The following is an 11,102-nucleotide window of genomic DNA, read 5'->3' as shown; positions in this document are numbered from 1 at the left end:
GCCCCGCCACGGCCGGTGGCTGGCGTTCACACGTCGCCATCGGCCCCTCTCTCCCCCTCTTTAAACGACACAAACGACACAAACGACACACTTTCAACCGACAACCAACCGACAGGTAATTGTGATGAAACAGAGATTGAAAGCGGTGGCGCTGGCCATCGGGTGCGCGCTCACCGTCGCCCCGGCCTGTGCCGAACCGGTACAACTGACGCCACTGGATAAAACCTTCACCCTGCAGGTGCTCGGCAGTGGCGGCCCCATCTCCGACGATCTGCGCGCCTCCTCCAGCGAGGTGATCTGGTGGAAGGGGAAATCCCGCATCCTGATCGATGCCGGTGGCGGCGTCTACCTGCGCTTCGGCCAGGCGGGGGCCAAGCTCGAAGAGGTCGATTTTATCGGCATCACCCACTTCCACACCGACCATGTGACCGACCTTCCCGCCCTGCTCAAGGGGGCCTATTTCTTCGAGCGCAGCGATCCGCTGGATCTGGCGGGGCCAGAGGCCGGCTCGGCCTTTCCCAGCATGAGCGGCTACTTCGATGCCCTCTTCAACAAGGACAAGGGCGCTTATGCCTACCTGAGCGGCTTCAAGGATGGCACCGATGGCCTCTTCCCCATCACCTTGCACGATGTGCCCTACCAGAACCCGCAGCCTCACACCGTCTATCAGCAGGATGGGCTGACCATCACCGCGCTCGGCATTCCTCACGGTGACGTGCCCTGTCTGGCCTATCGCATCGAGAGCGCCGAGGGAACCATCGTTATCTCGGCGGATCAGAACGGCAGCAACCCGGCCTTTGTGCCGTTTGCCAAGGGGGCCGACATTCTGGTGATGCCGCTCGCCATCCACGAAGGGGCCGACTCTGTCTCCGCCTCGCTTCACGCCAAGCCGTCGGTGGTGGCCAAGATTGCCGCCGAGGTGAACCCCAAGCTGCTGGTGCTCAACCACTGGATGGGGGTTGGTCTCAATCACAAGAAAGAGGCGATGGCCATCGTCAAACAGCAGTTCCACGGCCAGATCGTGGCCGCCCGCGATCTCTCCAGCTACCCCGTTTCATCCGTCAAGGAGTCCTCCCATGAGTAACTCAAGCAGCAACAAAACTACCGGCAAACTGACCCTCTCCATCGCCATGACCAGCCTGATTGCCCTCACTCCGGGGCTGGCGCTGGCGGCCACCCCGAGGGATGCGCCGGTCAAGGCCGCCCCCAGCGAACAGCACGGCGGCAAGTGTGCGGCGGGCAAGTGCGGCACCGAGAAGCGCTTTGAAAAGCAGGCCATCGACAGTGATCCGCAGGGGCGGCTGGTACGCGCTCGCGATGGCAAGTGTGGCGTGGCGGGCGAGGGGATTGATGGCAATACATCCAGCAAGGGCAGCAAGATGACGGAGGGGGTATGCGGCCAATAAGCTCCCGCAGTCGGGGGATCGGGCTGCGTCAGGAGCATCTGGATGCGCTCTGCGCCGGCCCCGTCCGCCCCGGCATCGACTTTCTCGAGCTGGCGCCGGAGAACTGGATGGCTATCGGCGGCGTCAGGCGGGCGCAGCTGCATCAGCTGGCCGAGCGTTACCCGCTGGTGGCCCACGGCCTCAGCCTCTCCCTTGGCGATTGCCAGCCCCTCAATCGCACCCTGCTCAGCCAGATCCGCACCTTTCTGGACGAGTTCGGCATCGGGATCTACAGCGAGCACCTGAGCTTTTCCCGCGACCAGCAGGGGTATCTCTACGAGCTCTTACCGGTGCCGCGGCAGTGGGAGAACATCCCCTATCTGGCCGAGCGGATCGCGCAGGTGCAAGAGGCGCTGGCCCGCCCGCTGGTGCTGGAAAATATCTCCTACTACCACGGCTATGACCATGAGATGCCGGAGGAGGATTTTCTCGCCGAGCTGGTGGCGCGCAGCGGCTGCGAACTGTTGCTTGATATCAACAACGTCTTTGTGAACAGCCGCAACCACGGTTATTGCCCCAAGCGGATGATCGCCGGGCTGCCGGGCAGTGCGATCCGCTATTTCCATATCGCAGGTCATCTGGAAGAGGCGGATGGCACCTTGCTGGATACCCATGGCAAACCGGTGTGCGAGGAGGTGGTGGCGCTGGCCCGTTATACGGTTCAGACCCACGGCCTGCGCCCCCTGCTGCTGGAGCGGGATCACCATCTGCCACCGCTGGCAGAGCTGGAGGCCGAGCTGGCGCGGGTGCACGGCGCCTGTTGCGAGGCGATTGACAGTCAGGTGCGGGAGGTGCGCTATGGATAGACGGTTATCACTGATCACTGCGCCCAAAACGGCGCCGCAGCGGATGCAGCAGCAGACCGCCTGGCTGGCGAGCCGGGTGCGGCTGCCGCAGGATGGCATCGCCAGCCACTATGCCCGCAGCGTGCGCGCCAATGTGGAGTCGGTGCTGGAGAGTGCCTTTCCGCTCACCCACGCTCACTGGGCGTCGGTGGACAGGTGGCAACTGGTGGAGGGCTTTGTCATCGCGCACGGCGCCGAGGCCCCCGAGTTTCACCATATCGCCACCGAGTTTGTCCGCTATGTGCAGCATCGCCACGGCGAGGGCTCTCTCAACTGGCCCAGGCAGCGGTTGGCGCTGCTGGAGTACGAGTGGGCCTGCCTCTGTGTCGAAATTGACCAAGGGGTAGTGCCGCAAGTTATATCGGGGGTTGAGGTGACGCCGGAGAGTTCGCTTGTGCTCAACCCTACCCTGCAACTGCTTGAACTCCCCTTTGCCATTCGTCGCAGCGGCGTGGTGCCGACCCGGCAGGGCAACCACTTCTATGGCCTGTTTCGCAGCCCGGAGCATCAGGTGGTGACCCAGCGGTTGCGCGAATGGGATGTGGCGCTGATCCAGTTGCTGCAACAGCAGCCGGGGATCACCCAAGCCGCGTTCCTGCAACAGGTACAACAGGTTCGCAGCGACTTTGATCTGAGCGAGTGGGCACGCCATTTTCACCGGCTGGGTCTGTTGATCCTGCCCGTCGGTGAGCGCCAGCCCGGCGCCCCCTTGCCCCCATTTAGCAAACACCAAGGAGAATTCCCATGAACAACACCCTTATCCAGTGGTACGAGCGGGCGGTGGCCCAGTGCAAGCGGCTCGATTTTCTGGCCCTGCTGGCCATTCGCCTCTATCTCATTCCGGTCATCTATGTGGGGGCCCACTCCAAGGTGATGGGCTTTGCCGGCACGGTCGCCTGGTTTGGTGCGCCAGTCTCGGAAGGGGGGCTCAACCTGCCGTTCCCGACCCTGCTCGCCTTTCTGGCGGCGGGCACCGAGGTGCTGGGCTGCATCTGCATTGCCCTTGGCCTCTTTACCCGCATCATGGCCATTCCCACCATCTTCCTGATGAGCGTGGCGAGCGCCATGGTGCACTGGAAGCACGGCTGGGATGCCATCGCCACCGGCAGCATGGAGGCTACTGTGCGCCTCAACGGCTTTATCGAGTGGCTGGCCGCCAACTTCCCCGGTCGCTACAACTACATCACCGAGCTCGGGGATCCCGTGATGCTCAACAACGGGATGGAGTTTGCCGCTACCTACTTCGTGATGCTGCTGGTGCTGCTGGTTTACGGCGGGGGCCGTTACGTCAGCCTCGACTACTGGCTCAAACGTGCCGTGACCGGCAAAGCAGGCGTGCAACAGGCGGCATAAGACCCGCCAACGGATAACAAAAACCATAACGACAGAGCGTGAAAAACAGCGAGCGGCCGGGTGCCGCTCGCTGTTTTTGTGCTGTGTGGGGGAGAGTGTCAGCTGCGTCAGCCGTTACTGGTAGCGGCCGACCGCGATGGGGGACTCCTGCTCAATCTGGCCAAGGCGCTCGGCCCACTGGGCGAGCCAGGCTTCCCGCTCTTCTTGCGAGACCCGCACCGGGGCATAGCAGATATGGGGGCGCAGCACGTCGAAGCCGACAAATTGCAGGATCCCGCGCTGGATGGGGCGCAGCACCCCGTCGATATCGCCGTTGAAGCCGTCGGGCAGATAGGTCTCGGCAGGGCCGCCGGTAGTCAGGCTCAGCAGGGCCCGCTTGCCGCGAAACTTGCCGCTCTCGTAGATATGGCCCTGACCGTAGACCCGCCCCATGGCAAAGACCCGATCCACCCACCCCTTGAGAATGGCGGGCAGGCCAACCCACCAGAGCGGGAACTGGAAGATCAGCAGATCGGCCGCCTCCAGCTTTTGCATTTCCTGCTCCAGCTGCGGGGCAAAGCTACCTTGCTCGGTGGCAGCCAGCTCTTCGAGTTGCAGCTTGAGAAAATCGGGATCGCTGGCGGCAGTGAAGTTGCGTCGATCCGAGACGGGATCAAAGCCCATGGCATAGAGATCGCTGGTCATCACTGTGTGGCCCGCCTGCTCCAGCGTTCTGATGGCATGGCAGAAGAGGGTACTGTTGAAACTTTTGGGTTCGGGATGGGCATAGACGATAAGCACCTTCATAACAGACTCCGTGGCAAACGATGCGAGGGTGACAGGCTTGGTTACTGAAACAGTTGCTGAAATGGTTGCCGGGTTAACGCTGTGTCACAGCATAGAAGTCTGCCGCGCCGATTGCAGCAGGCGCCACGCCCTTGCGTGACGCCTGCTGGCGCAGCTTATGCCTGACAGGCGGCGAGCCGGAGGGCTTCGCGGCGCTCGCTGACATGTGTCAGTCCGTAGGCCAGCAGCACGATAAGGGCGCCGATCCAGGGGGTGTGCATCAGGCCGAGGTGCTCAACCACCAAGCCACCAACCACAGATCCCAGCGCAATGCCGACGTTGAAGGCGGCAATATTGAGGCCCGATGCCACATCCACCGCCTTGGGGGTGTGCAGTTCGGCTTGTTTCACCACCAGTACCTGCAAACCCGGCACGTTGCCGAAGGCAAAGGCGCCCCACACCAGCACGGTGAGCACGGCCAGCACCGGATGGGGGGCGGTGAAGGTGAGGGCCAGCAGCACCAGCGCCAGACCGGCAAACAGCAGCTTCAGCGCCGGCAATGGGCCCATCTTGTCGGCCAGCTTGCCGCCCCAGATATTGCCGACGGCAACCGATACCCCGTACACCAGCAGGATCAGGCTCACCGCACCGGCGCTAAAGCCGCTCACCTGCTGCAGGATGGGGGCGAGGAAGGTAAACGCCGTGAAGGCGCCGCCATAACCGAGGGCGGTTTTGGCGTAGACCAGCAGCAGCGGCTTCTTGGTCAGTACCGAGAGTTGCTCGCGGATGGTCGAGGCTGCCCCCTTGGGCAGGTTGTTCGGGATCAGCAGCAGGCTCCCCACCATGGCGATGAGGCCGAGTAGGCTCACCACCAGAAAGGTTTCACGCCAGCCAAAGACCTGACCAATCCAGGTGCCGAGCGGTACGCCGGTTACCAGTGCCACGGTGAGGCCGCTGAACATGATGGCGATGGCGCTCGCCGCCTTCTCTTTGGCCACAAGACCCGTGGCGATGGTGCTGCCCACCGAGAAGAAGACCCCGTGCGCCAATCCGGTCAGGATGCGGGCCACAATCAGGCTCTCGTAACCGGGGGCCTGCCAGGCCAGCAGGTTGCCGGCGGTAAAGAGCGCCATCAGCCCTACCAGCAGCCACTTGCGCGGCACCTTGCCGGTGAGCGCCGTGAGCACGGGGGCGCCGATGGCCACCCCAAGGGCATAGAGGCTGACCAGCAGGCCCGCCGAGGGGAGCGAGACATTGAGCTGCTCTGCGATGGTGGGGATAAGCCCCACAATCACAAATTCGGTGGTGCCTATCGCAAAGGCACTCAGGGTAAGGGCAAATAACGCCAGTGGCATAACAACTCCTTGGTTAGGGGCTCCCGACGGGAGAATGGCGCCAGTATGCCGATGGGTTTTGTTGGCAAAAATGACGGTGACAACAAATTACTTTTGCCAAATCAGCAGCAATGACGATGGGGAGGAGGGGGTTGTGTTGCCCGCTGCGTGAGCGCAACGCAGTGATCTGCCTCGCAGAACGGGATGAACGCTGCTCCTTTTCTGAGCTTGCTTAAGCTCCAGTACAAGCTGGCCGCCATAGGATTTTCCCTGTGAAACCCGAGTGTGTTGAACCCATGTGCGCCGGTGGTGTGATGGCCGTGCGTTTTCATCGACAGACAATATCCAGCTGACAGGTAACATGATGACATTGAATCGACTCTCCTCTCTTTTGCTGCTGTGCGGCGCCTTTGCGGTACAGGCCGGCCAGAGCGATCCCCTCTCTGCCTGGAATGACACGGCGGCCAAGCAGGCGATCACCCGCTGGGTAACCAATGCCACCGATCAGCAGCAGGCCACTTTTATTCCGCCAGAGAAGCGCCATGTGGTGTTTGACAATGACGGCACCCTCTGGCCGGAAGCGCCCATGACCTATCAGCTGCAGTTTGCGATGGACGAGATCAAGCGCCTGGCGCCGGAACACCCGGAGTGGAAGGCCGACCCCATCGTCGCGGCAGTGCTGAACAACGACCTCAAGGCCGTGGCCAAATCGGGGGAGAAGGGGCTCGCCAAGCTGGTGGGACTGAGCCACAGCGGCATGACCACCACCGAGTTTGCCGAGCGGGTCACTCGCTGGGTCAACAGCAGCAAGGATCCCCGTTTTGGCTGCCACTACGATCAGCTCGGTTATCTGCCGATGAAGCAACTGCTGGGGTATCTGCGGGATAATGGCTTCCAGACCTGGATTGTCTCCGGCGGCGGCGTCGATTTTATGCGGGTGATGTCCGAGCAGATGTATGGCATCCCGCCCCAGCAGGTTATTGGCTCCTTTACCCTCGGCGAGTTTGCCCTGACCGGGGAGGGCAGCGAGATCCGCAAGACCATGAACGGCGCCTATTTCGATGACAGCAAGGCGAAACCGGCCGCCATTCACCTCTTTATGGGGCAGCGTCCGGTCGGCGCTTTTGGTAACAGCGATGGCGACGTGCCCATGCTGCAATACACCTCGACCAACCCGGATTACCACACTTTTGGTTTGTTGGTGCACCACACCGATGCCAAGCGCGAATACGCCTACGACAGCCATCCGCCAGCCAGCGGCAAGCTGATCGACGGGCTGGCACAGGCAAAAGCGCGGGGCTGGGTGGTGGTCGATATGAAATCAGACTGGAAGCAAGTGTTCGATCCCGCCCTTTGTCAGAACGCGCCCTGATTGCGGGGCTGTATCTGGCATCAATATGGCAACTGGACGTTCAGCAAGCGCTGCAAAGCGTGAGGCAAGAAAAGAGACAGGGAGAGCATGATGCTCTCCCTGTTTAATTTGGCTTGCTGGCGAGCCAGCCTTTCTTTCGCGTTAGTCTCACGCCTTTCGCGTCAGTCCCACGCGGGGGCAAAGTCGGGATTGGCGCAGTGCTCGCCCCTATCCAGCGTGGCGATGGCGGCCATCTCCTCGCTACTCAAGGTGATATCGAGGGCGGCCAGATTGGCGGCCTGATTCTCCCGCTTGGTGGAGCTCGGGATCACTGTCATGTCCTGCGCCAGCAGCCAGGCCAGCGACACCTGCGCCGCCGATACCCCGTGGCGCAGGCCAATCTCCATCAGCAGCGGCTCGCTCAGCACCTTGCCATAGGCGAGCGGCATATAAGCGGTGACGGCGATACCCTGGGCTTTGCAGAACTCGACCACCTTGCGGTTTTGCAGCAAGGGATGAACTTCGATTTGCTGGTGAGCGATGGCCCCCGGCCCCAAAATCTCGATAGCTTGTTTGAGCTGGGCCACGGTGAAGTTGGAGACCCCGATCTCCCGGGTCAGGCCCCGGGCCTTGGCCTCGGCCAACTGCTCCAGATAGACTGCCATCGGCACCTCATCCTTGGGGGAGGGCCAGTGGATCAGCGCCAGATCCAGATAGTCGGTGCCCAGTTTCTCCAGGCTCACCTCAAGGCTCGGGATCAGCTTGCCCGGGCCGAACTCACTGGTCCACACCTTGGTGGTCAGGTAGATCTCGTGGCGGGCAACAGTACTGCGGGTCAGCACGGCGCCGACCTCGGCTTCATTGTCATAGATCTGGGCGGTATCGATATGGCGATAGCCCAGCTCCAGACCGTTGGTCAGGGTGGCAAGCAGCGGCTCGCCCTTCAGGCGGAAAGTGCCCAGACCCATGGGTGGCATATTGATCATCTTGTTCCTCAATGGGGTGGTGGTTGGCCCTTGATGGGCTAAGTGGAAAGTGGCACAGGGGCCAGTCAGGCGCCCAGCGGCTGATAGCGGCGAATGGTGCTGCTGGCAAACCAGGGCTCGGCCTTGGCGACAAATTCTGTAAAGTGGGGCTGACCCTGATGGGCGGTGAGGGCCGCTTTGCTCTCCCACACCTCGTAGAGCATCCAGCTGTTTGGATTGTCCAAGTCCTGATGCAGCTGATAGCGCTGGCAGCCCGCCTCTTGCAAGGTGGCCGCAATCAGCGGCTCAAGGGCGGCGCGAAACTGGGCGGCGAATTCGGGTTTGGCTTCAAGCTGGGCAATCACAATAACGGGTGATGACATCTGAACCTCCTTGGCAAAAACGAAGGGTCAGTATGCCTGCCGTGACTTGCTGGAAACAGGGCGCAGGTCGCAACACAGTATTGAGGGGAGAGCAGCAATAGCTGTAGTGAGAAATTTTTATGAATGATTGTCTGAATTTGTAGTCAACACCCCTGTTTCTGCATGAGTCACCAGCTCACCTTCGCTGATTGCGCGTTCAATGGCAAACCACCTAAAACCCGCAAAGAGATATTACTGGCCCGTATGGACGCTTTGATCCAGTGCTTATCTCACAGTGAGGGCACAACTGTTTGATCATCTAGTGAACTACTTGATTATTTGTGGCTATGAACGTCCAAGCTATGGCCAATCATTACAAGGCTGCCATGATGGCCGGATGTAGCTTTTTTGCGATCACCATGCCAAGGAAAATGGAGGCAAATAGAGGGAGAGGATCCCAGCTTCGTCGATAGCTGCGCCAGTTGCCATTGTGGTGGCGGAAAAGCCTGTAGGCGAGAACCAAGAGGCCAATGGCGGTTTGGATGAGGCAGTTAATTGAAAAGCTGATAAAAAATTTAACGAAATCTGGCAAGGTGATAGTCCGAGTCTGTGAAAGTGTGCTCTTCAGAGCCTGTATTGCACCCAGTTTCAATCGGCAGCAGGAGCTTTAACCTTCTTCTCTGTGCCTTCACTGATGTGCTGGTGCTCCAACTGCTCCCATGGGGTCAATCCAAGCTGCCGGCGCTTGAGCCAGAGTCCAATTAAGGTGAAAAGACCAAATACGCCAGCGAACATGGCTGTGTTGAACAGGGCTGATAAAAGATCCCTTCCCTCTGGATGCCAGACGAATGTCCACATAATCAGACCCCATAACGGCGCAATAGAGAGGCCGGAACAGAGGAAATTGGTAAGCCAGCCCGCGTAATAAGGCGGCTTGACGGGGACGCCGAGTTTACGCAGCAATTTGAACAGCCACGGATTGTAGTGAAATTCCTTGAGGCCGCTGTCAGCCAGTAGTTGATGGGCAATAGCCAGCCGTTCTTCAAACTCCATTAATGTATCTCCTTGATAATCAGGTTTCATACGGTTCCTCTTGATCGCATTCTACTGATTAAACAGGGTGAGAGATAGTGATTCTCTCTGGTTATTTCTCTTCGAAAAACAAGATCGTCTGTCTGAGCACGCTTGCCAATCCACAGCGGCTGCGCCTATAAAGACCCATTACTCTTGTCCGGATAACAGCAATGAAGACCCATTCTGATGAGCTGACCCTGTTTGTGGCGGTGGTGGAGGCGGGCAGTTTTCGCCAGGCGGCGGAGAACCTCGGCATGGATAACTCTGTGGTGAGTCGCGGTATCAAGCGGCTGGAGGAGAAGCTCTCCACCGTGCTGCTCAATCGCACCACCCGCCGGGTCAGCCTGACCGAGGAGGGGAGCTGGTTCTATCAGCGGGCGGTGAAGATCCTGACCGAGATGAGCGAGGCGGAGGGGCATCTGCTTATGCGCCGGGAACAACCCGAAGGGGTGTTGAGAGTCGATGCGGCCACCCCCTTTATCCTGCACCGGCTGGTGCCGATCATCGGCGAGTTTCGCCGCCGCTACCCCGCCATCGAGCTACAGCTGCACAGCTCGGAGGGCTTTATCAATCTGATGGAGCGGCGGGTGGACATGGCCATCCGCATCGGCGAGCTGACCGACTCCTCCCTGCGCGCGCTGCCCCTTGGCCGTTCGCGGCTGCGGCTGCTGGCCTCTCCCGGCTATTTGAGCGAGCGCGGCACCCCGCGCCAACCGGCGGATCTGCTGAGCGGTCACGAGCTGCTCGGCTTTTTGCATCCCGATCACCTCAACCACTGGCCGCTGCTCAGTGCCGAGCAGGGGGATCGCTTTGCCATTACCCCCAGCCTGCGAGCCAGCAGCGGCGAAACCTTGCGTCAGCTGGCGTTGGCGGGGCAGGGGATTGTCTGTCTGTCGGATTTCATGACCGGGCCGGATCGGGAGAGCGGCGCGCTGGTGGAGGTGCTGGCCCGCAGTAACAGCGGCGCCTCGCGCCCCATCAATGCAGTCTTCTACTCCGATGCCCAGCGGGATATCCGACTGCGGGTCTGGCTCGATTTTCTCAAAGAGCAGCTGGGCAGCCATACCCTTTAGCACAGGTTGGTTTGTGCGGTTTGTTTGAACGGTTCGTCGCTGCGGTTTGCTTAACGAAAAACAAGCCGCTCATTCGTTGGGGTCAATCAGCATTAGCCTGGCGGCAGATAAACAGACGGCCGACTTGAGGGTCGGCCGTCGGTTCGGGAAGGTGTGTGAGGTGAAGCGCAGTTACCGTGGCAGTTTGCCCCATACCCGGCTGAGCAGGGCGCCGCCGATCACCGGCGGAATGGCCAGCAGCAGGGTCCACTGCCAGGAGAGGCCGCCGATGGTGGCGGCCAGTACGATGCAGGTGAGCACCACCAGTTGGGCCACCATCATCAGGAAGGTGCCTTCGCGGGGGGTCAGTGTCTCTTTTGGAGTGGCGACGTGAGCTACGGGCGCTTGAGTGGTGGTCGGTTTCATGGCGATATCCCTCTGTTGAGTCTGATATCACTAAGCAATGGCCGTTCCACATTTTTTCATGTTAATTATCAATATCTTGCGAGTTTTGTCGTCATTCCCGTTTCGAGAGTGCAGGCAAAATGATTTGCAA

The 11,102-nt window shown here is 60.4% G+C and carries 13 protein-coding genes; 7 read left to right on the top strand and 6 right to left on the bottom strand.

The features are described 5' to 3' along the window. Positions 1 to 124 precede the first annotated feature (124 nt). The 5 genes from BN1139_RS05470 to BN1139_RS05450 are packed head-to-tail and all read left to right on the top strand — an operon-like array spanning position 125 to position 3,643. Entirely contained in the window at positions 125 to 1,084 is a 960-nt protein-coding gene (locus tag BN1139_RS05470; protein ID WP_005350844.1) for an MBL fold metallo-hydrolase, read from the top strand. Then, complete coding sequence (locus BN1139_RS05465) at positions 1,077 to 1,406, top strand: hypothetical protein (protein WP_005350845.1); 330 nt, start codon at positions 1,077 to 1,079, stop codon at positions 1,404 to 1,406. The genes BN1139_RS05470 and BN1139_RS05465 overlap by 8 nt, the downstream gene beginning before the upstream one ends. Further along, positions 1,394 to 2,251, top strand: a complete 858-nt coding sequence (locus BN1139_RS05460; RefSeq protein ID WP_005350846.1) for an MbnB/TglH/ChrH family RiPP precursor modification enzyme — start codon at positions 1,394 to 1,396, stop codon at positions 2,249 to 2,251. Before BN1139_RS05465 ends, BN1139_RS05460 begins: the two co-directional genes overlap by 13 nt. Beyond that, complete coding sequence (locus BN1139_RS05455) at positions 2,244 to 3,038, top strand: HvfC family peptide modification chaperone (protein WP_005350847.1); 795 nt, start codon at positions 2,244 to 2,246, stop codon at positions 3,036 to 3,038. Before BN1139_RS05460 ends, BN1139_RS05455 begins: the two co-directional genes overlap by 8 nt. Then, positions 3,035 to 3,643, top strand: a complete 609-nt coding sequence (locus BN1139_RS05450; protein WP_005337566.1) for an HvfX family Cu-binding RiPP maturation protein — start codon at positions 3,035 to 3,037, stop codon at positions 3,641 to 3,643. Before BN1139_RS05455 ends, BN1139_RS05450 begins: the two co-directional genes overlap by 4 nt. 114 nt (positions 3,644 to 3,757) lie before the next feature. Here the strand turns inward: BN1139_RS05450 and BN1139_RS05445 are convergent, their stop codons facing one another. Continuing rightward, positions 3,758 to 4,429: an NAD(P)H-dependent oxidoreductase gene (locus tag BN1139_RS05445; RefSeq protein WP_041980255.1), complete on the bottom strand. Its 672-nt coding sequence runs from the start codon at positions 4,427 to 4,429 to the stop codon at positions 3,758 to 3,760. Between the two features lie 155 nt (positions 4,430 to 4,584). After that, positions 4,585 to 5,763 (bottom strand): MFS transporter, encoded by a 1,179-nt coding sequence (locus BN1139_RS05440; RefSeq protein ID WP_005350851.1) that lies wholly within the window; start codon positions 5,761 to 5,763, stop codon positions 4,585 to 4,587. Positions 5,764 to 6,103: 340 nt separating this feature from the next. On the opposite strand from BN1139_RS05440, the gene BN1139_RS05435 reads away from it, so the two are divergent. Then, positions 6,104 to 7,114, top strand: a complete 1,011-nt coding sequence (locus tag BN1139_RS05435) for an HAD family hydrolase (RefSeq protein WP_234898100.1) — start codon at positions 6,104 to 6,106, stop codon at positions 7,112 to 7,114. Positions 7,115 to 7,275: 161 nt separating this feature from the next. Here BN1139_RS05435 and dkgB read toward each other — a convergent pair whose 3' ends face one another. The 3 genes from dkgB to BN1139_RS05415 form a co-directional block, all read right to left on the bottom strand. Further along, complete coding sequence (gene dkgB / locus BN1139_RS05430; protein ID WP_005350855.1) at positions 7,276 to 8,079, bottom strand: 2,5-didehydrogluconate reductase DkgB; 804 nt, start codon at positions 8,077 to 8,079, stop codon at positions 7,276 to 7,278. Positions 8,080 to 8,144: 65 nt separating this feature from the next. Then, positions 8,145 to 8,441 (bottom strand): putative quinol monooxygenase, encoded by a 297-nt coding sequence (locus tag BN1139_RS05425; protein WP_005350857.1) that lies wholly within the window; start codon positions 8,439 to 8,441, stop codon positions 8,145 to 8,147. Between the two features lie 627 nt (positions 8,442 to 9,068). After that, positions 9,069 to 9,473 carry a DUF6404 family protein gene (locus BN1139_RS05415; RefSeq protein WP_005350859.1) on the bottom strand — a complete coding sequence of 135 codons (405 nt, stop codon included), beginning with the start codon at positions 9,471 to 9,473 and terminating at the stop codon, positions 9,069 to 9,071. A 191-nt stretch (positions 9,474 to 9,664) separates the two neighbouring features. Between BN1139_RS05415 and BN1139_RS05410 the strand changes: the two genes are divergently transcribed. Further along, the gene (locus BN1139_RS05410) at positions 9,665 to 10,567 is read left to right on the top strand and encodes a LysR substrate-binding domain-containing protein (protein WP_005350862.1); all 903 of its coding nucleotides are present in this window, start codon (positions 9,665 to 9,667) and stop codon (positions 10,565 to 10,567) included. Positions 10,568 to 10,738: 171 nt separating this feature from the next. Here BN1139_RS05410 and BN1139_RS05405 read toward each other — a convergent pair whose 3' ends face one another. Further along, on the bottom strand, positions 10,739 to 10,972 hold the full coding sequence (locus BN1139_RS05405) for a hypothetical protein (protein WP_005350863.1): 234 nt from the start codon (positions 10,970 to 10,972) through the stop codon (positions 10,739 to 10,741). Positions 10,973 to 11,102: the final 130 nt, after the last annotated feature.

The sequence above is a fragment of the Aeromonas veronii bv. veronii genome, from assembly GCF_000820225.1.
GTDB classification, from domain to species: domain Bacteria; phylum Pseudomonadota; class Gammaproteobacteria; order Enterobacterales; family Aeromonadaceae; genus Aeromonas; species Aeromonas veronii.
This window is presented reverse-complemented; position numbering and strand designations above follow the sequence as displayed.

Coding starts and splice junctions, on each gene's coding strand:
- BN1139_RS05470 (WP_005350844.1), top strand. CDS start 125: ATGAAACAGAGATTGAAAGCGGTGGCGCTGGCCATCGGGTGCGCGCTC.
- BN1139_RS05465 (WP_005350845.1), top strand. CDS start 1,077: ATGAGTAACTCAAGCAGCAACAAAACTACCGGCAAACTGACCCTCTCC.
- BN1139_RS05460 (WP_005350846.1), top strand. CDS start 1,394: ATGCGGCCAATAAGCTCCCGCAGTCGGGGGATCGGGCTGCGTCAGGAG.
- BN1139_RS05455 (WP_005350847.1), top strand. CDS start 2,244: ATGGATAGACGGTTATCACTGATCACTGCGCCCAAAACGGCGCCGCAG.
- BN1139_RS05450 (WP_005337566.1), top strand. CDS start 3,035: ATGAACAACACCCTTATCCAGTGGTACGAGCGGGCGGTGGCCCAGTGC.
- BN1139_RS05445 (WP_041980255.1), bottom strand. CDS start 4,429: ATGAAGGTGCTTATCGTCTATGCCCATCCCGAACCCAAAAGTTTCAAC.
- BN1139_RS05440 (WP_005350851.1), bottom strand. CDS start 5,763: ATGCCACTGGCGTTATTTGCCCTTACCCTGAGTGCCTTTGCGATAGGC.
- BN1139_RS05435 (WP_234898100.1), top strand. CDS start 6,104: ATGATGACATTGAATCGACTCTCCTCTCTTTTGCTGCTGTGCGGCGCC.
- dkgB (WP_005350855.1), bottom strand. CDS start 8,079: ATGATCAATATGCCACCCATGGGTCTGGGCACTTTCCGCCTGAAGGGC.
- BN1139_RS05425 (WP_005350857.1), bottom strand. CDS start 8,441: ATGTCATCACCCGTTATTGTGATTGCCCAGCTTGAAGCCAAACCCGAA.
- BN1139_RS05415 (WP_005350859.1), bottom strand. CDS start 9,473: ATGGAGTTTGAAGAACGGCTGGCTATTGCCCATCAACTACTGGCTGAC.
- BN1139_RS05410 (WP_005350862.1), top strand. CDS start 9,665: ATGAAGACCCATTCTGATGAGCTGACCCTGTTTGTGGCGGTGGTGGAG.
- BN1139_RS05405 (WP_005350863.1), bottom strand. CDS start 10,972: ATGAAACCGACCACCACTCAAGCGCCCGTAGCTCACGTCGCCACTCCA.